The organism is Stenotrophomonas sp. As-7 (genome assembly GCF_030291015.1).
GTDB classification, from domain to species: Bacteria; Pseudomonadota; Gammaproteobacteria; order Xanthomonadales; family Xanthomonadaceae; genus Stenotrophomonas; species Stenotrophomonas lactitubi.
Window position 1 is genome coordinate 3,548,944 of record NZ_CP127405.1, and the last position, 20,248, is coordinate 3,569,191.

Here is a 20,248-nt window from a genome sequence, read left to right on the forward strand (position 1 = left end):
AGCGGCCGGCACTATCTTCAGATCGTTTCGCCAAACGCCTTGGCCAGATTCCGATAGGCCTTCTTCTGCGCCTCGTCGGTCGCCGCCGGGGCGACAATCTCCAGCTCGACGATCTGATCGCCTTCCGGGCTGCCCGGCAGGCCGCGCCCACGCAGGCGCAGCTTGCGACCGGCATCGGAGTCGGCCGGAATCTTCAGCTCCACCGCTCCGCCCAGGGTCGGCACGCTGATGCTGGTGCCCAGCGCCGCCTGCCACGGGGTGACCGGCAGCGTGTACAGGATGTTGCGGCCATCCACCTCGAACTGCGGATGCGCGGCGTACTCCACTTCCAGCAGCAGGTTGCCGCCGTGGTTGCCCTGCCCGGCCAGGCGGATCACCTGCCCGGGACGGATGCCCTTGGGCACGCGCACGTCCAGCTGCTTGCCGTTGACGGTGATGCGCAGGCTGTCGCCGTTGTAGGCCGCCTCCAGCGGTACCGACAGCTTGGCCCGGGTGTCGCGGTTGGGCGCGTGGCCGTGGCTGCTGAAGCCCGGACCGGGGCCCGCGCCCTGGCCGCCGCGCTGGCGCGCGAACAGGCTCTCGAAGAAGTCGCTGAAGCCCCCGTTGGGGCCACCGCCACCACCACCGAACACTTCCTCGAAATTGAAACCGCCGCCGCCATAGTTCGGCGGCACGTTGAATTCCTCGCCCGGGCGATAGCCCTGCGCGCGCAGCTGGTCATAGGCCGCGCGCTTCTCGGGATCGCGCAGCGCCTCGTAGGCCTCGTTGATGGCCTTGAACTTGTCTTCGGCCCCGGCCTCCTTGCTGACGTCCGGGTGGTACTTGCGTGCCAGCCGGCGATAAGCGGTCTTGATTTCCGCTTCGCCCGCGCTCGGTTCCACCCCCAGGGTGGCGTAATAATCCTTGAATTCCATCCAGCTACCTCGATTCGCTTCGGCGGCGCCGGTGGCGCCGCCCCGGGTTCATTCTACGCGCCGGCGATGCTACGCCGCCGGTCGTGCGGCAACGGTGAGGCCGACTGATCCAGCGCAATGCGCCTGCCATCGCCCTGCCCCATGCTGTGGCTGAGAGCCCCCGCAGACGACGGAAATGGGGTGTATACATGGGTTTTCCAATGTCTTGACGCGTCCGTCCCCTCCTGGCCCCTACCCTCATCCAGCAAGGAGTTCCCATGACCATCCATGTCGGCGACCGCATTCCGGAAGTCACCCTCAAGCGCATCCGCGAAGGTATCGAGACCCTCGATACCCACGCCCTGTTCGACGGGCGCAAGGTGGTGCTGTTCGCCGTGCCCGGTGCCTTCACCCCCACCTGCTCGGCGCGCCACCTGCCGGGCTACGTGGAATCATTCGATGCCTTCCGCAAGCGCGGCATCGACGTCTACTGCATGGCGGTCAACGATCCGTTCGTGATGAAGGCCTGGGCCACCGACCAGCACGTGCCCGACGGTCTGCTGATGTTGTCCGACGGAAACGCGGAACTGACCCGCGCGCTTGGCCTGGAGCTCGATGCCAGTGCCTCGGGCATGGGCACCCGTTCTCGCCGCTTTGCCCTGTACGTGGTGGACGGCACGGTACGCGCAGCCTGGATCGAGGAACCCGGGCAGTTCGAGGTGTCTTCGGCCGAGTATGTGCTGGAGCACCTTCCAACCTGAAACCCTGACTGCAAAGGAAACCGGCCAGCCATGTCCAACAAGCCAGCCAAAGCCAGCAACGCCTCCCCTTCGGCCAAGGTCGCCGGCATCAGCGACCGCCAGACCCTGCGCGAGCGGGCGCGGAAGAACATCGAAGACGGTGCGATCACCGACAGCTACAGCGCCGACCGCAAGGTGGTGATCAAGCTGCTTAACGACGCACTGGCCACCGAATATGTGTGCGTGCTGCGCTATTACCGCCACTATTTCATGGCCAAGGGCATGCTGGCCGATGCAGTCAAGGGGGAGTTCCTCGAGCACGCGCAGCAGGAACAGGCACATGCGAGCAAGCTGGCCGAGCGCATCGTCCAGCTCGGCGGCGAACCGGACCTCAATCCGGACACGCTGACCGCACGCTCGCACGCCGAATACAAGGAAGGCAGCGACCTGCGCGACATGGTCCGCGAGAACCTGGTGGCCGAGCGCATCGCCATCGACAGCTACCGCGAGATGATCAACTTCATCGGCGACAGCGATACCACCACCAAGCGCATTCTGGAGGAGATCCTGGCGCAGGAGGAGGAGCACGCCGATGAGTTCGCCGACCTGCTGGAGGGCTGGATCGGGGAATAACAGCTCCGGGCCATGGCCGGCGAATACTCCGGTAGTTGCCAACCTTGGCTGGCAGTTTCTGCGCATGCCAACCAAGGTTGGCATCTACCGGGTCATGGTGCATCAGGGGTGCCGGACCATGCCCGGCGAACGCCTTGGTAGTCGCCCACCTTGGTGGGCAGCTTCTGCGCGTGCCAACCAAGGTTGGCACCTACCGGGTCATGGTGCATCGGTAGCGCCGGGCCATGGCCAAGGTCGGCACCTACCTGAGGACGTTGAACCTCACCTGCGTCCAGGCGCCGTCAGCGGCCAGCGCGGTCAACGTATGCGTCCCCGGATCGGCGAACTCGCGCTGCATCAGCTGCGCACCGCGCGTCTGCGCGATCCAGCGGCCATCCAGCAGCCAATCCACCGCCTGCTCGCTGCCCAATGCGCGCAGCTGCAGGCGTACACCATGCTCGGCATTCGGCGCACGCGCCAGCGTCGCGCCCTCGTTGAGGCCATCGATATGCAGGGCCACGCTGGCCTCGCGACCATCGTCGCGGCAGTCCGGCGACAACGCGGGAAGCTGTGAGGCATCGCGCGTGGCCTTGGGCAGCCAGGGCGACAGCAGCGCCGGCCATCGCGCGATCTCACGCGCGACTTCGTCATGCGGTGCGCTGCAGTCGGCCGATACCCGCAGGCCGGTGCGCGCGTCGGCCAGATAACGCTGACGACCGGGCTGCCAACGCCGCGCGTCGCGCTCCGGGAACGTGGGCGGCGCAGCACCGTCCAGCAGGTAAGCCGACAGGCGTCGCTGGCAGAGCTCGGTGGGCAACGCTTCGGCCAGTCCACCGGTCGGCCAGCAGATGTCCGCTTCGGTCACGCTGGCCGGCATCGGCGCGGCCGCCGCATCGCCGCGCTGGCGCGGCAGGCTGTCGACCACTTCGAACATCAGCGGCAACGCCGTGACCGCACCGTACTGGCCCGGCAAGGGCGTGCCATCGGGCCGCCCCACCCACACACCCACGGTGTAGTGGCGGGTACTGCCGATCGCCCACGCATCGCGGTAGCCGTAGCTGGTGCCGGTCTTCCAGGCCACGCGCGGCCGCCCGCCAACATCGAACGTGCCAACGCCATAGCCCGGGCGCGGGTTCGATTCCAGCATCTCGCGCACGATCCAGCTGGCACCGGGCGACGCCAGGCGCCGTTCGATCATCGGTTCGTCATCGGTATAGCGCACGCGGCCGGCAATACCGTTGCGGTTGAGTGCGGCAAACGCACCGACCAGGTCTTCCAGGCGCGCGCCGGTGCCGCCAAGAATCAGCGACAGATTCGGCGAGCTGCCCGGCGGGAAACGCAGCTGGATGCCGGCGTGCGACAAGCGCGCGGCGAAGCGTGCGGCACCCACCCGTTGCAGCAGGTCGACCGACGGCACATTCAACGACAGACGCAAGGCACTGGCGGCACTGATCGGTCCGTTGAAGGCCATGTCGAAGTTGCCTGGCCGGTAGTTGCCGAAACTCTGCGGCGCATCCACCAGCAGGCTCTCGGAATGGATCAGGCCATCATCAAGTGCCATCGCGTACAGGAACGGCTTCAGCGTGGAGCCCGGGGAACGCCAGGCCTGCACCATGTCCACGTGACCCAGCCGTTGCCGATCACCGAACGACAGCGTGCCGACGTAAGCACGCGCCTGCAGGGTCTGGTTGTCGACCACCAGCAGCGCCGCCGAGGTGCGCTCGGGCAGCGTGGAGAAATAGCTGGCCACGCGCTCTTCCAGGGTGCGCTGCAGGCCGATGTCGATGCTGCTCTGGATCCGCGCCTTGCCCGGCTGCGCCGAATGCAGGCGCTGCGCCAGCAGTGCGGCATGCAACGGCGGACGCAGTGAGCGTGCAACCACGTTCTCGATGCGCGCATCTTCCACTTCGTCCGGCGTCCACGCGCCGAGCTCGGCCATGCGCGCCAGCACCTTGTCGCGCGCCTTCTGCGCGGCTTCGGGATGACGGTCCGGGCGCAAGCGACTGGGCGCCTGTGGCAGCACCGCCAGCAGCGCGGCCTCGGCATGCGAGAGCTGCGCGGCCGGTTTGCCCAGATAGGCCCAGCTGGCCGCTTCCACGCCCTCGATAGTGCCACCGTAGGGCGCGCGCTCCAGATACAACGCGAGGATCTCGCGCTTGGACAGGTGCACTTCCAGCTGCACCGCACGCAGCATCTGCTTCAGCTTGCCCCAGGGGGTGCGTGTATGCGGATCCAGAATGCGCGCGACCTGCATGGTCAGGGTCGAGCCACCGGAGACGATGCGGCCACCGCGCAGCAACTGGCCGCTGGCACGCAGGATCGCCAGCGGATTGATGCCCGGGTGCTGCCAGAACCAGCGATCCTCGTAGGTCAGCAGCGCCTGCAGGTACAGCGGCGAGACGCTGTCGACCGACGCCGGATAGCGCCACACGCCCTCGGCGTCGGCGAACGCACGCAACGGGCTGCCGTCAGCGGCAACCACCAGCGTGCTGGTGTCGCGCTGCTTCGGCAACGGTGGCGGGAAGACGACATCCAGCACCAGCAACAGCGCCAGCAATGCAGCCGTGCCCCAGCGCAGCCACGGCCACAGCGGTTGCAGCCGCTGCGGCAGGCGCGGCAGCCGCGTTTTCAGCGATCCCACCTTCATCCACGGCATCCCGTGGGACGGGCCGCGCCGTCGCGGCCCGTCCGCACGATCACGGCTGTACCACCGTCAACGTGGTCGGGTTGCTGCGGCCGACGCCACGCAGCTGCGGCCGGTACATGTCCTCCACCAGCGACGGCGGCACCGTGTAGGTACCCGGAGTGACCGCACGCACCAGATAGAACACATTGGCCTTGCTGCCGCGCGAGAGCTTCAGCGCCGCCACGTAGCGGTCATCGCGGAACTCTTCGTGCTTGGTATCGGCCGCTTCGCTGCGGTCGCTGATGGTGATGCCATCCACCACCACGTCGGCCCACTGCTTGGCATCGCCCAGGTTGAGGTTCTCGATCTCCAGGCCTGCCGGCAGCAGGTCGGTCAGCAGCGCATCGGGCATCTCGCTGTCGGCGGTGATGGTGACGCGCACGATCAGCGCTTCACCCTCCTTCAGCGGACGCGGCGACCACGGCTTGCCATCGGTGCCGAAGTAACTGCGCTCGACGCCGATCACGCTGTTGTCCGGTGCCGGTGCGCTGCGCGGGATGCCGGCCACGTCGATGCTGGCGAACATCGGCGGCTGCCCCTGCGGCGTGAAGCGCACGCCCGCGGCCAGCTTCCCTGCGTCGAAGTTGCGGCCAAACAGCTTGCGCTCGCCGATGGCCTCGGTGCTGCCACCAATCACCAGCTCACCGGCCACCAGTGCCTTCTGGTTGGCAGCCAACGCCTTGCCGAGGCGGGCGATGGCCACCTGTTCCTGCGTGCTCAGCCACATCCAGCCACTGTTGCGGCGCGCATCCAGGCCGCGGCCAAGATCGACCGCGCGTGCATCCCATGCCGGCTTGGCCAACTTGTTTTCGTGGGTCAGCGCGATCATCAGTGCGTCGTCGCGTACGGCACTGCCGTAGTCGCCGAAGTACGACGGACGTTCGCTGCTGGACTTGGCGAAGCCGGCCGCAAGAGCAGCCTGGCCACGCTTGGCATCGCCCTGCAGCGACAGTGCCACGCCCAGATGCACCAGCGACAGGCCACCCACGGCCTTGCTGCGTTCGTTGTCGTACAGCGTGCGCAGGGTGCCCAGCGGCGCGCGATTGACGCGGGCCAGCACGTAACCCGAGTACGCCTGGTTGGCGAACTTCAGGCTTTCGCGTTTTTCCTGACCGTAGAACTGGTTGCCACCGGACAGCAGGTCTTCGCTCAGGCGGTTCAGCGCCTTCTGCAGCACGTTGTCCGGCACCGCAAAACCACCGTCCTTGGCATCGAGCAGGAACTCGGCGATGTACGGCGTCAGCCACGGGTTCACGTAGCCGTCGTCACCCCACATCGAGAAGTTGCCGTTGGCCACCTGCATCGACGCCAGGCGACCGAACGCACCTTCCATGCGCTCGCGACGGGTCTTCGCGTCCAGCCCATCAGCGCCGAGCATGGACGAAGTCGCCTGGTCCAGGATCAGCGCGGCGTAGCCCTTGCTGGTGGTCTGTTCGGCGCAGCCGTACGGGTAGTTCAGCGCGCCCTGCAGCGCACTGGCGAACGGGATCGGCGGCAGCGGGCTGACCAGCAGGCGGGCATTGACCGATTCGGACATCAGCCCGTCCATCAGGCTGCCATCCAGGCTCACCGCAGCCAGCGGATCGAGCGTGCGCACCTGCGAACGCAGCACCTGCGGCCACGCCGCGCGTACCGGCAGATCGTAGCGGCGGTCGGCTTTGAAGCCGTTGCCATCCACGCGCACGCGCACCTTGGCCACGCTGTGGCCCTCGCGCGCCGACAACGGGAAGCTCAACGTGGTCTTGGCATCAGCATTGAGCTGCACGCTACGGGTGCCCTCGCTCAGGCTGAGCGGGCCTTCGCTGTCCACGCGCACGTTGAACTGACCGGGCTTGCCGGTGAAGTTCTGCACGTCCAGGGTGACGGTGCTGCGGTCGCCCGGGGCGAGCACGCGCGGCATGCTGGCCTCGGCCAGGATCGGCGCGCGCACGATGGTTTCCACATCGCGCTTGCCGTACTGGTCATCGCTGTAGACCAGCGCTGACACGCGCAGGGTGCCATTGAAATCCGGCACCTTCAGGCGGATGCGGGCAATGCCCTTGGCATCGAGCTGCACCGGGCCGGAGAACAGGTCCACGGTCTGCACGCGCGCGGTCGGCCGCTTGGCCTGCGGCAACGCCTGCAGTGCCATGTCGCCACCGAACTTCAACTTGCCACTGCTGCCGTCGAAGCTCTCGATCACCCGGCTGTAGATGTCATAGGCATCGATGCCAAGGCGGCGCTGGGCGAAGAAGTGCGCGCCAGCATCAGGCACCGGGAAGCGGGTGATGTTGAGAATGCCCACGTCCACCGCCGAAACAGTGACGTGCGCGGTCTTGCCGGCCAGCTGCGGTGCGCTGACCGTCACCGGCAGATCCTGCTCCGGTCGCATCTGCTTGGGTGCGGCCAGGCCGACGGCTACGGTGCGGCCCTTGCGGTCCATCGGCACGTGCACCACGCCCACCGCGCGGGCCGGGGTGATCTTGCTCGGCGCACTACCGCCGCGGAACACCAGGGCGGTGATGTAGACGTCGTGGCGCTCCCAATCGGCGGTGACCGGAATCTTGTAGGTGGCACCGGGCTTGGCGTCGATGTCCTGCACGTACAGCATGCGGTCGGTCTCGACCATCAGCACACCCTTGCCGGCGTGCGGCGGGGTCACCGTCACTTCCAGGGTATCGCCGGCCTTGTAGCCGGTCTTGTCCAGGCCCAGCTTGACCTTGTCCGGGCGGGCATCGAGGCCACGGTTGTCATCGCCCCAGCTCCAGCCGGCGCGGAAGGGATAGCGGCTGGTCAGGCCGGTGGACGGATCGAACACGTCCACCCGGTATTCGCCCCACTCCACCGGGAAGTCGAAGGCGACCGCGCTGCCGCCCGCATCGACGGTACGGGTTTCCTTGTTTTCGAAACGGCGGGTGAAATCGTAATCCCAGCGGTTGTCGTTGAAGGTCCAGTGGTAGTCGCGCAGCTCGCGCACCAGGGTGATCTTCAGGCCCTTGGCCGGCTGCGGCTTGCCGTCCGCATCCACGCGCATCAGTTCAAAGCGCGCGTTGCCGTTGGAATCAGCGCCGTCGTCCGGGTTGAACAACGGGCGCACGCCGACCAGTGCGGCGGCCGGCCACACCACCCGCTTCAGGGTGCGGGTGACCGTGCGGCCACCGGTTTCATACAGGCTGCCAGACAGTACCACCGCGATCGGCGCCTTCGCTTTGACCGCTTCTTCCGGCAACGACACGTCTTCGCGCAGCTGGCCATTGGCCGGCAGCGTGGTGTCGATCACATCCTTGGCTTCGCGCGGCAGCTGCAGGGTCGGGTCGCCGAAGAAGTAACCCGGCAGCCCCTCCACCGGCTTCTGTTCGGCGGCCACCGCCATGCGCGCGGTGAAGCGGTTGCCATCGGCCGGGGCACCATACAGATAGGCACCGTTGGCCTGCAGACGCAGGTCTTCGCCCGGCTTCAGCGTCTTCTGGGCGCTGTCCAGGTCCAGCTTCATGCGCTCGGGCAGGAACTCCTCGATGCGCAGGGTCATGCCCTGGATCGCTTCCTTGCTGGCCGGGTCGGTGCGGAACTCGACCTGCCAGCGCCCGGTCGGCGCCTCGGCGGGAATGGTCTGCTCGAAATTGATGTAGCCCTGTTCGCCCGGTTGCACGCGGGTTTCGCGGAAGGTCTTGCCGTCGGGCTGCTTCAGGCGCAGGAACACCGGCTGACTCTTCACCGGCTTGCCATCGTTGTCACGCAGCAGCGCCGACAGGCGCACCGTCTCACCCGGGCGGTACAGGTCGCGGCCCGACCAGGCGTAGACATCGAACCAGGCGTTGTCACGGCCGGCCACGGCGAACTCGCTCAGGTCCAACGCGGGCTGGTTGAAGGGCAGGAAGCTGGTGTCCTTGCCGCTGCTGGCCACCAGCACGTGGGTGGCGTCCAGGGTGTAGTTCAGCAGCGCATTGCCGTTGCTGTCGGTGCTGCCCTTCAGCACCACCTCGCCCTTGGCATCGAGCACGCGAAGGTCGATACCCTTCAGCGATGCACCGTCCTTGAGCGCGGCGGTGTGTACGAACAGCTTGTCCTTGTACGCGCGGGTGTGCAGGCCGATGTCGCTGACCGAGAAGAACGCGGTATCGAACTCGCCCTCGTAGTCACCGGTGCGCTTGAGCAGGGCGAAATACAGCCCCGGCTCCTGCAGCTCCTTGATGTCCTGGGTCGGCAGGTAGGTCAGCACCCGCTCGTTCTGCTTGCCACCCAGAATGAAACGGTTGACGTAGACCGGCTCGGCCAGCTTGTTGATCGGGCTGCGCTCGTAGTCGCTGCTCAGTTCCCAGCTGCCACGGCGACCGCCGCGCTGGTACTGGCTGAAGAAGGTCGGCAGGTCCTTTTCGCGCACGCGCAGGAACTCGACATCGACCTCCGGCACGTTCACCGACACCACCGGCAGGCCGCGGCTGTCCTTGGCCGGCAGCACGCTGCCCTGCGAGGCGAAACCGGCCACCGGCTTCAGCTCGCCGCTGAACACCTTCTGCTTCAGTTCCTTGCCCAGGCGGCTGCCATCGGCGGCCAGCAGGTCCGGGGAGACGACCAGACTGAATTCCTTGCCGGCTTCGACGAAGGGGTAGCGCAGGGTCAGGCCGTCATCGGACAGGGTCCAGCTACTGTCATCGTTGCCGACCTTCTCTTCGAAGCGCACCAGCTTGTCGAAGTCCTGGGTGCCGACCAACGGGCGCGAGAACTCCAGCGCCAGCGACAGTCCTTCACTTTTCTGGTCCGGGTAGGCTCGCAGCAGGGTGAACTCCTTCACCTGCTCGGCCTTGGTGGCGATGGCCTCGCCGCTGGCCTTCGGCAGCTGCCCGCTGTCGTTGCGGCAACCGGCCAGGCCCAGCAACAGGCCTCCTGTCAGCAAAGCTGCCGTCCATCCCCACCGCATCCGCCGTGCCGGACCGCTCATGTCGTCACTCCTTGATCGAGGTACCCATTATAGGGCCGCCGCGTCAAGGCGTTGACGCCGGGCACCCGGTAGACGCCAACCTTGGTTGGCGCTGTGCCAATCGAGGTTGGCACTCACCAAAGCAGGTCCGGAAGCCCGGTAGTCGCCAACCTTGGTTGGCGCCGGACCTCGACCGGGCGATGCCGAGGCCGTGCCAACCAAGGTTGGCACCCACCAAAGTGCGCCCTACCCCGGCAGGTACAGGTCCACGTAGTCGGTCACCGGCATCGCCGCCAGCGCGACCGGGTCCAGCGAGGCAGCCAGGATCCGTTGCTGCTGGGCAGTCGGGAAGCGGTGCGCCAGATGCCGGCGGAACTTGTCCATCAGCAGCGGAATACCCTCTGCGCGCCGGCGCGCGTGGCCCAGCGGGTACTCCACCAGCACCTCCGGCAGCGCGCTGCCATCACTGAAACGCACACTCAGGCCGTTGGCGATGCTGCGCTTGTCGGGATCCAGGTAATCGGCGCTGAGCTGCGGGTCTTCATGGCAGGCCATCTTCGCCCGCAGCGTGTCGATGCGCGGATCGGCCGCCATGTCGTCCTCGTAGTCCTCGGCCACCAGCCGCCCATGCAGCAGCGCGATGGCGACCATGTACTGCACGCAGTGGTCGCGGTCGGCGGGGTTATGCAACGGGCCCTGCTTGTCGATGATGCGGATGCAGGCTTGCTGGGTACGGATCGCGATGTGCTCGATGTCCTCGACCTTCCGCCCCAGCGCGCGGAGCTGATGGTGCAGCAGGACCGCAGCCTCCACCGCTGTCTGCCCGTGGAACTCGGCCGGGAAACTGATCTTGAACAGCACGTTTTCCATCACGTAGCTGCCGAAGGCGCGGCCGAGGGTCAGCGCCTGGCCATGCATCGATACCGCCTCGAAGCCCCAGGTCGGTGCACTGAGCACGCTGGGGTAGCCCATCTCGCCGGTGGCGGCCATCAGCGCCAGGCGCACGCCACGGCTGGTCGCATCACCGGCTGCCCAGCTCTTGCGCGAGCCGGTGTTGGGCGCATGCCGGTAGGTGCGCAGCGCCTGCCCATCCACCCAGGCCAGCGACACCGCATTGAGCATGCGCTCGCGGTCCAACCCGAGCATCTGCGCGACGACGGCGGTGGTGGCCACCTTGACCAGCAGCACGTGGTCCAGGCCAACGCGGTTGAAGGAGTTCTCCAGCGCCAACACGCCCTGGATCTCGTGCGCCTTGATCATCGCCAGCAGCACGTCGTGCACGGTCGGCGGCGGGCGTCGCAACGCGGCCGCATTGCGGCCGAGCCAGTCGGCTACGGCAAGGATGCCACCCAGGTTGTCCGAGGGGTGGCCCCATTCGGCGGCCAGCCAGGTGTCGTTGAAATCCAGCCAGCGCACCATTGCGCCGATGTTGAAGGCCGCCTGCACCGGATCGAGTACGAAGTTGGTGCCGGGGACACGCGCGCCATTGGCCACGCTGATGCCCGGCACCAGCGGCCCCAGCAGCTTGCTGCAGGCGGGGAAGGACAGCGCCTCCAGCCCGCAGCCAAGCGTGTCGAGCAGGCAGTGATGCGCAGTCTGGAACGCCAGCGGTGAATCGATGCGGGTGTCACGCACGTAGTCGACGATATCCATCAGCAGCGCATCCCAGGCTGCACGCGTGTTGGACGGGGTGTGATTCTCGGACATCGTCGATCTCCTCGTAGGTTTGCCAGGCCACGCCAGACCCGGTAGTCGCCAACCTTGGTTGGCGCGGACGTTCACCCGGCGCTGCCTTCTCCATGCCAACCAAGGTTGGCATCTACCGAAGCATGTGATGCCACCGCCGACCAGCCCATCACTCGGCGGGCACCCGCACCTTGCCTTCCATCAGCACGCGGGCACTGCGGCTCATGATGGCCTTGGACACCGTCCACTGGCCGTCAACGAGCGCCGCCTGCGCACCCACACGCAACGTGCCGGAGGGATGACCGAAGGTCACCGCTTCACGTTCGCCGCCACCGGCCGCACGATTGACCAGCGTGCCGGGGATTGCCGCGGCGGTACCGATCGCCACTGCAGCGGTGCCCATCATCGCGTGGTGCAGCTTGCCCATCGACAGCGCGCGTGCATGCAGATCGATGTCCGCAGACGAAATCGCCTTGCCGCTGGACGACACGTAGTCCTGCGCAGGGGCAACGAAAGCCACCTTCGGCGTGTGCTGGCGGGTGGCCGCATCTTCCAGCGCCTGGATCAGGCCCATGCGCAAGGCGCCATGGGCACGGATCTTCTCGAAGCGCTCCAGGGCCGCCTTGTCTTCATTGATCGCCGGCTGCAACTCGGTGCCGGTGTAACCGAGGTCGGCAGCGTTGAGGAAGATGGTCGGGATGCCGGCAGTGATCATCGTCACCTCGAAACTGCCCACGCCCGGCACGTCCAGCGTATCGACCAGGTTGCCGGTGGGGAACATCGCGCCAGCATCGCCATCGTCGGACGGGTCGATGAATTCCAGCTGGATCTCTGCGGCCGGGAAGGTCACGCCATCCAGCTCGAAATCGCCGATCTCCTGCACTTCACCATCGCGCATCGGCACATGGGCGATGATGGTCTTGCCGATGTTGGCCTGCCAGATGCGCACGGTGCACAAGCCATCGCGCGGCACCCGGGCCGGATCGATCAGGCCGTTGGCGATGGCGAACGGCCCGACAGCGGTGCTGAGATTGCCGCAGTTGCCGCTCCAGTCCACGAATGCCGTGTCGATCGACACCTGGCCGTACAGGTAATCCACGTCGTGGTCGGGCACCGAAGCGGTGGAAATGATCACGCACTTGCTGGTGCTGGACGTCGCGCCGCCCATGCCGTCGGTCTGCTTGCCATACGGGTCGGGCGAACCGATCACGCGCATCAGCAGCGCATCGCGCGCGGCGCCCGGCGTCTGCGCGGCTTCGGGCAGGTCCTGCAGGCGGAAGAACACGCCCTTGCTGGTGCCGCCACGCATGTAGGTGGCGGGGATGCGGAGTTGCGGGAGAAATGCCATGGATCGATTCCTTGCAATGAAAGACGGCCCTTTTCCGGGCCGTCGGATGTCTCACGCCACCTTGGCGCCTTCCAGGAAGTCCTGGGCGAAGCGCTGCAGCACGCCGCCGGCCTCGTAGATCGCCACTTCCTCGTCGCTGTCCAGGCGGCAGGTCACCGGCACGATCACGTCCTGGCCATCGCGGCGGTGGATGACCACGCGCAACTCTGCGCGCGGCGTCCGCTCGCCGATCACATCGAAGGTCTCGGTGCCGTCGATGCCCAGGGTCAGGCGGGTGGTTCCCGGCTTGAACTCCAGCGGCAGCACGCCCATGCCGATCAGGTTGGTACGGTGGATGCGCTCGAAGCCTTCGGCAACGATGGCCTCTACGCCAGCCAGACGCACGCCCTTGGCGGCCCAGTCACGCGAACTGCCCTGGCCGTAATCGGCACCGGCGATGATGATCAGCGGCTGCTTGCGCTCCATGTAGGTCTCGATCGCCTCCCACATGCGCATGACCTTGCCTTCCGGCTCCACGCGCGCCAGCGAGCCCTGCTTCACGCTGCCATCTTCGTTGCGCACCATCTCGTTGAACAGCTTCGGGTTGGCGAAGGTGGCACGTTGCGCAGTCAGGTGGTCGCCGCGGTGGGTGGCGTAGGAATTGAAGTCCTCTTCCGGCAGGCCCATCTTCGCCAGGTACTCACCGGCAGCACTCGACGCCAGGATCGCGTTGGACGGCGACAGGTGGTCGGTGGTGATGTTGTCCGGCAGCACTGCCAGCGCACGCATGCCCGCCAGCGTGCGCTCACCGGCCAGTGCGCCCTCCCAGTACGGCGGGCGGCGGATGTAGGTGCTCTGCGCGCGCCAGTCGTACAGCGGACTGACCTTTGCAGCGTGCTCCACGCGCACGTTGAACATCGGGTTGTAGACGCTGCGGAACTGCTCCGGCTTCACTGCAGCCTTCACCACCGCGTCGATTTCGGCGTCGCTCGGCCAGATGTCTTTCAGGCGCACCTCGTTGCCGTCGGTGTCCACGCCCAGCACATCCTTTTCGATGTCGAAGCGGATGGTGCCGGCGATGGCGTAGGCGATCACCAGCGGCGGCGAGGCAAGGAACGCCTGCTTCGCGTACGGATGGATGCGGCCGTCGAAGTTGCGGTTGCCCGACAGCACCGCGGTGGCGTACAGGTCGCGATCGATGATTTCCTGCTGGATCTTCGGATCCAGCGCGCCGCTCATGCCATTACAGGTGGTGCAGGCGAAGGCGACGATGCCGAAGCCCAGCTTCTCCAGGTCCGGCAGCAGGCCGGATTCCTCAAGGTACAGCTGCACGGCCTTCGAACCCGGCGCCAGCGACGACTTCACCCACGGCTTGCGCAGCAGGCCACGCTCGTTGGCCTTGCGTGCCAGCAGCGCCGCAGCGATCACATTGCGCGGGTTGGAGGTATTGGTGCAGCTGGTGATGGCGGCGATGATCACCGCACCGTCGGGCATCAGGCCCTGTGCCTGTTCGGCCTTGCCGGCCTCCAGCTTGGCGGCATCGGCGATGCCACGCTCGACCAGTTCCGATACCGGCAGGCGGCGATGCGGATTGCTCGGGCCGGCCATGTTGCGCACCACCGTCGACAGATCGAAGTGCAGTACGCGCTCGTACTCCGCGGTGACCAGGTCATCGGCCCACAGGCCGGTGCTGCGCGCGTAGTTTTCGACCAGTGCGACCTGCGTTTCCTCGCGACCGGTCAGGCGCAGGTAATCAAGCGTCTGCCCGTCGATATAGAACATCGCGGCGGTGGCGCCGTATTCGGGGCACATGTTGGAGATGGTGGCGCGATCACCGATGGTCAGTGCGGCGGCACCCTCGCCGAAGAATTCAAGCCAGGCGCCGACCACGCGTTCCTTGCGCAGGAACTCGGTCAGGGCCAGCACCACGTCGGTGGCAGTGATGTCCGGCTGCGGCTTGCCGGTCAGCTCGACGCCGATGATGTCCGGCAGGCGCATCCACGACGCGCGGCCCAGCATCACGTTCTCCGCTTCCAGGCCGCCCACGCCGATGGCGATCACGCCCAGCGCATCCACATGCGGGGTATGGCTGTCGGTGCCCACGCAGGTATCGGGGAAGGCCACACCGTCCTGCACGTAGATCACCGGCGACATCTTCTCCAGGTTGATCTGATGCATGATGCCGTTGCCCGGCGGAATCACGTCCACGTTCTCGAAGGCCAGCTTGGTCCAGTCGATGAAGTGGAAGCGATCTTCATTGCGGCGATCCTCGATGGCGCGGTTCTTCTCGAACGCCTGCGGATCGAAACCACCGCACTCCACCGCCAGCGAGTGATCGACGATCAGCTGCACCGGCACCACCGGATTGACCTTGGCCGGGTCACCGCCCTTGTCGGCGATCGCATCACGCAGGCCAGCGAGGTCGACCAGCGCGGTCTGGCCGAGGATGTCATGGCACACCACGCGCGCCGGGAACCACGGGAAGTCCAGGTCGCGACGGCGCTCGATCAGCTGCTTCAGCGAGTCGGTCAACGTGGCCGGGTCGCAGCGACGCACCAGGTTTTCGGCCAGCACGCGCGAAACGTACGGCAGCGTGGCATAGGCACCGGGCTGGATGGCATCGACCGCGGCGCGCGCGTCGAAGTAGTCCAGCGAGGCGCCGGGGAGGTTCTTGCGATAGTCGATATTCATGGGCTGGCGGAATGCTTGAGGCGGGCCGGGTGCCGGCGATGCGGCGGCGAAAACATCCGGCCGGCACGGGGCCGGCCGGATGCATGCAGCAGTGCAACAGTGGCGATGATCAGGAACGCTTGTCGATGGCCACGAACTCACGATCTTCCGGGCCGATGTAATTGGCGCTCGGGCGGATGATCTTGCCGTCGATGCGCTGTTCGACGATGTGCGCGCTCCAGCCGGCGGTGCGGGCGATCACGAACAACGGGGTGAACATCGCGGTCGGCACGCCCATCATGTGGTAGCTGACGGCGCTGAACCAATCCAGGTTCGGGAACATCTTCTTGATGTCCCACATCACCGTTTCCAGGCGCTCGGCGATGTCGTACATCTTCAGGCTCGACTGTTCTTCGGACAGTTCGCGGGCGACGTCCTTGATCACCTTGTTGCGCGGATCGGACACGGTGTAGACCGGGTGGCCGAAACCGATCACCACTTCCTTGCGCTCGACGCGGGCCTTGATGTCTTCCTCGGCTTCGTCCGGGTTGTCATAGCGCTTCTGTACTTCGAACGCCACTTCGTTGGCGCCACCGTGCTTGGGACCGCGCAGCGCACCGATGCCACCGCAGATCGCGCTGTACATGTCGCTGCCGGTGCCGGCAATGACGCGGCAGGCGAAGGTCGAGGCGTTGAACTCGTGTTCGGCGTACAGGATCAGCGAAGTGTGCATCGCCTTCACCCACGAATCCTGCGGCTTCTCGCCGTGCAGCAGGTGCAGGAAGTGGCCACCGATGGAGTCATCGTCGGTTTCCACGTCGATCGCGCGGCCGTTGTGGCTCCAGTGGTACCAGTACAGCAGCATCGAGCCCAGGCAGGCCATCAGCTTGTCGGCGATGTCACGTGCGCCCGGATGGTTGTGGTCGTCCTTCTCCGGCGACACGCAGCCGAGTACGGACACGCCGGTGCGCATCACGTCCATCGGGTGCGCCGACGGCGGCAGCTCCTCCAGCGCAGCCTTCACCGCAGCCGGAATGCCACGCAGCGACTTCAGCTTGGCCTTGTACGAAACCAGCTCGGCGCGGGTCGGCAGCTTGCCGTGCACCAGCAGGTAGGCGATTTCCTCGAACTCGCTGGTATTGGCCAGGTCCAGGATGTCGTAGCCGCGATAATGCAGGTCGTTGCCACTGCGGCCGACGCTGCACAGCGCGGTGTTGCCGGCGGCGGTGCCGGACAGGGCGACGGACTTCTTCGGCTTGAAGGTCGGGGTTGCGGTCGTATCGTTCATGTTTCCCTCCGAAACTTGATGGTGCAGGGTACTGCTTATTTCTTGGCGGCGAACAGCGCATCGAGCTGCTGCTCGAACGCGTGGTAGCCGATACGGTCATACAGCTCCTCGCGGGTCTGCATGCTGTCGATCAGGTTGCGCTGGTGGCCTTCGCGGCGGACCGTCTGGTAGACGTTCTCGGCCGCCTTGTTGGCAGCGCGGAACGCCGACAGCGGGAACAGCTGGATGGCCACGCCGGCCGAGGCCAGCTCGTCGCGGCTGAACAGCGGGGTCGCGCCGAATTCAGTGATGTTGGCCAGCACCGGCACCTTCACCGCATCGACGAAGCGGCGGTAGGTCTCCAGGTCGTAGGCGGCCTCGGCGAAGATGCCGTCGGCACCGGCTTCGACGCAGGCGATGGCGCGCTCGATGGCCTTGTCCACGCCGTCCACCTGGATGGCGTCGGTGCGTGCGATCAGGAAGAAGTCCGGATCGGTCTTGGCATCGGCAGCCGCCTTCACGCGGTCGACCATTTCACCCTGCGAGACGATCTCCTTGCCCGGGCGATGACCGCAGCGCTTGGCGCCGACCTGGTCTTCGATATGGCAGGCGGCCGCGCCAGCCTTGATCAGCGACTTCACGGTGCGCGCGATGTTGAACGCGCTCGGGCCGAAGCCGGTGTCGATGTCGACCATCAGCGGCAGGTCGCAGACATCGGTGATGCGGCGCACGTCCACCAGCACGTCTTCCAAGGTGTTGATGCCCAGGTCCGGCAGGCCCAGCGAGCCAGCCGCAACGCCGCCGCCGGACAGGTAGATGGCACGGAAGCCGGCGCGCTTGGCCAGCAGCGCATGGTTGGCGTTGATCGCGCCGATCACCTGCAGCGGCGATTCGGCAGCCAGCGCCTCGCGGAAGCGGGCACCAGCGGAGAAGGGGGTGGAAGCGGTCATGCGGCGATCCAGGTTGAAGGACAGGGAGGTAAGCGCAAGCACCGTGCCAACCTGCAAGCGATTGATTTCACGGGGATGACCGCCCAACCCCGGCTAAACATATGAAACATTGAAACAGATGTATCATGAAACATCGCCACACCCGATCCCCGCGCCATGTACCTGCCCCGCTCGCCCTTGCGCCATGCCGATGCCGACCCCGGCCGCCCGGTGATCTGGACCGTCAGCGTCTCGCGCCTTACCGGCCTGCTGGGCGATGTCATTCCCGAATTCGACCGCCGCGCCCGCATCGAGCAGATCAACCTCGGCTTCGAGGAAGCAGTGGAAGTGATCGGCCAACGCCTGCGCCGCGAGCACTGCGATGTCGTGATCGCTGGCGGCTCCAACGCGGCCTGGCTGCGCGGCCGCCTGGACCTGCCGCTGGTGCCGATCCAGGCCAACGGTTTCGATCTGATGGAAGCGCTGGCGCGGGCGCGCCGCATCGCCCCACGCATCGGGCTGGTCACCCACGCCAGCGACGTGCCGGTGTTCAGCAGCTTCCAGCAGAGCTTCGGCCTGGACATCGAGCATCGCCGTTTCGTCACCCGCGAAGACGCCCGCGATTGCATCGCCGACCTGCGCGCCAACGGCATCGAAGTGATCGTCGGCACCGGCATGGCCATCGACCATGCCGAACAGGCAGGCCTGCCCGGCGTACTGCTGTACTCGGCAGATTCGGTGCGGCAGGCCTTCGAGCACGCGCTGGAACTGACCCAGACCCTGGCACGATCGGCGGACGCGCGCCCGGCTACGCGCCGACGGGCCACACCGCGCGCCGATGCGCATGCGCTGCTCGGCGACAGCAACGCGATGGCCGACGTGCGCGCTCAGATCGCGCTGTACGCCCCGCACGACAGCACCGTACTGGTCACCGGCGAGACCGGCACCGGCAAGGAACTGGTAGCGCGGCAGCTGCATGCGGCCAGCGGCCGGCGGGGTCGCTTCGTCGCACTGAACTGCGGCGCGATCAGCGAATCGCTGCTGGAGGCCGAGCTGTTCGGCTACAGCGATGGCGCCTTCACTGGTGCGCGGCGCGGTGGTCGCGTCGGCCTGGTCGAGGCCGCCGACGGCGGTACATTGTTCCTGGATGAGATCGGCGAACTGCCGCTGCCGTTGCAGACCCGCCTGCTGCGCGTGCTGGAAGAACGCGAGGTGCTGCGCGTCGGTGCAACCGAACCGACGCCCGTCGACCTGCGCGTGGTCGCCGCCACCCTGCAATCGCTGGAACAGCGCGCGGCGGCTGGCAGCTTCCGTCGCGATCTGTATTACCGGCTGGCCGCGTTGCGCATCGCGTTGCCCACTCTGCGCGCGCGTCGCAGCGATATCCCGCTGCTGACCACGCACTTCTTCCGCGAACTGCGCGGCATCGATGCACCGCTGGATGCAGAAGCGCTGGCCCTGCTCGGCGCAGCCGATTGGCCGGGCAATGTGCGTGAACTGCGCAATCTGGTGGATCGGCTGCGCATCCACTGGCAGCCCGGTGAAGGGCTGATCGATGCCGCGCGACTGCTGCAGCTGGCGCCGGAGCTGTTGAACGAAGGCGTCGCGGCACTACCGGTGGAAAGCAACGGCAAGCGACCGCCGCGTGCGCAGCTGGAGGCGCTGCTGCAGGAACACCGCAATGACCGCGAAGGCATGGCACAGGCGCTGGGCGTATCGCGCACCACGCTGTGGCGGTGGCTGCGTGCGGAGGGGTTGTAACCGCCTGTTGCCTGGTGAGTGCGAACCGATGTCTGGTGGGTGCGAACCTTGGCTCGCACCGCTCTTCCGTCAAACACCTCATCCACGCATGGCGTGGATCTACTGGCATCGCGGGGCACTACAAGTGCCACACGCGCCTCATCACTACGCCTTACGGGTACAGCAGGCGCTTGCTCCAGCGCCCTTCGGCACCCGCTTCATAGCACCAGCGCTCGTGCAGGCGGAACTGCGCGCCGTACCAGAACTCAATACGGTCGGGCACTACCCGCAGACCACTCCAGCCGTCCGGACGCGGCACGTCCGTGCCGTCGAAACGTGCCTCGACCTCGGCCACGCGCGCGTCGAACTCCTCGCGCGTGTTCAAGGTCTTCGACTGCAGCGACGCCCATGCGCCGATCTGGCTCATGCGCGGACGGCTGGCGAAATAGGCATCTGCCTCGGCGTCGGCCACCTGCTCCACGCGCCCCTCGATGCGCACCTGGATGCCGGCCTCGCGCAGGCTGCGCCACAGGAACAGCAGCGCCGCCTGCGGATTGGCCTGCAGCTCGCGGCCCTTGTGGCTGTCCAGGTGGGTGTAGAACACGAAGCCGCGCTCGTCGAACGCCTTCAGCAGCACGGTGCGCGCCGACGGCCGGCCCTGCGTATCGGCAGTGGCTACGGTCATCGCATTGGGCTCCACCTCGCGGCTCTGTTTCGCTTCTTCGAACAGGGCGGCAAAGGTCGACAGGGCTTCGGCGTACAGGTCGCTCATGACAGCATTCTTCTCACACGGTTTGGGCT

The 20,248-nt window shown here is 66.6% G+C and carries 12 protein-coding genes; 3 read left to right on the forward strand and 9 right to left on the reverse strand.

What is annotated here, in order from left to right; genetic code table 11:
• Window positions 1-17 precede the first annotated feature (17 nt).
• Complete coding sequence (locus tag QP457_RS16345) at window positions 18-914, reverse strand: DnaJ C-terminal domain-containing protein (protein ID WP_100460041.1); 897 nt, start codon at window positions 912-914, stop codon at window positions 18-20.
• A gap of 257 nt (window positions 915-1,171) precedes the next feature.
• On the opposite strand from QP457_RS16345, the gene QP457_RS16350 reads away from it, so the two are divergent.
• Both QP457_RS16350 and QP457_RS16355 read left to right on the forward strand, forming a co-directional pair.
• On the forward strand, window positions 1,172-1,654 hold the full coding sequence (locus QP457_RS16350; RefSeq protein WP_205406285.1) for a peroxiredoxin: 483 nt from the start codon (window positions 1,172-1,174) through the stop codon (window positions 1,652-1,654).
• A gap of 30 nt (window positions 1,655-1,684) precedes the next feature.
• Complete coding sequence (locus QP457_RS16355; protein WP_180166190.1) at window positions 1,685-2,266, forward strand: ferritin-like domain-containing protein; 582 nt, start codon at window positions 1,685-1,687, stop codon at window positions 2,264-2,266.
• A 241-nt stretch (window positions 2,267-2,507) separates the two neighbouring features.
• On the opposite strand, the gene pbpC is transcribed toward QP457_RS16355, so the two are convergent.
• From pbpC to prpB, 7 genes are all read right to left on the reverse strand, one after another.
• The gene (gene pbpC, locus QP457_RS16360) at window positions 2,508-4,892 is read right to left on the reverse strand and encodes a penicillin-binding protein 1C (RefSeq protein ID WP_205406284.1); all 2,385 of its coding nucleotides are present in this window, start codon (window positions 4,890-4,892) and stop codon (window positions 2,508-2,510) included.
• A 49-nt stretch (window positions 4,893-4,941) separates the two neighbouring features.
• A complete protein-coding gene (locus tag QP457_RS16365; protein WP_240196703.1) occupies window positions 4,942-9,828 on the reverse strand; it encodes an alpha-2-macroglobulin in 4,887 nt (1,628 codons plus the stop codon).
• Between the two features lie 246 nt (window positions 9,829-10,074).
• Entirely contained in the window at window positions 10,075-11,535 is a 1,461-nt protein-coding gene (locus QP457_RS16370; protein WP_205406282.1) for a bifunctional 2-methylcitrate dehydratase/aconitate hydratase, read from the reverse strand.
• Between the two features lie 148 nt (window positions 11,536-11,683).
• Entirely contained in the window at window positions 11,684-12,862 is a 1,179-nt protein-coding gene (gene prpF / locus QP457_RS16375; protein ID WP_205406281.1) for a 2-methylaconitate cis-trans isomerase PrpF, read from the reverse strand.
• Window positions 12,863-12,913: 51 nt separating this feature from the next.
• Window positions 12,914-15,532, reverse strand: coding sequence for a Fe/S-dependent 2-methylisocitrate dehydratase AcnD (gene acnD, locus QP457_RS16380; protein ID WP_180166178.1), 2,619 nt, complete (start codon window positions 15,530-15,532; stop codon window positions 12,914-12,916).
• 109 nt (window positions 15,533-15,641) lie between these two features.
• A complete protein-coding gene (gene prpC, locus QP457_RS16385) occupies window positions 15,642-16,799 on the reverse strand; it encodes a 2-methylcitrate synthase (protein ID WP_089236472.1) in 1,158 nt (385 codons plus the stop codon).
• Between the two features lie 35 nt (window positions 16,800-16,834).
• Window positions 16,835-17,728, reverse strand: a complete 894-nt coding sequence (gene prpB / locus QP457_RS16390) for a methylisocitrate lyase (RefSeq protein WP_089236473.1) — start codon at window positions 17,726-17,728, stop codon at window positions 16,835-16,837.
• Between the two features lie 156 nt (window positions 17,729-17,884).
• Between prpB and prpR the strand changes: the two genes are divergently transcribed.
• The gene (gene prpR, locus QP457_RS16395) at window positions 17,885-19,468 is read left to right on the forward strand and encodes a propionate catabolism operon regulatory protein PrpR (RefSeq protein WP_205406280.1); all 1,584 of its coding nucleotides are present in this window, start codon (window positions 17,885-17,887) and stop codon (window positions 19,466-19,468) included.
• Between the two features lie 151 nt (window positions 19,469-19,619).
• Here prpR and pdxH read toward each other — a convergent pair whose 3' ends face one another.
• Window positions 19,620-20,219, reverse strand: coding sequence for a pyridoxamine 5'-phosphate oxidase (gene pdxH / locus QP457_RS16400; protein ID WP_205406279.1), 600 nt, complete (start codon window positions 20,217-20,219; stop codon window positions 19,620-19,622).
• Window positions 20,220-20,248 lie beyond the last annotated feature (29 nt).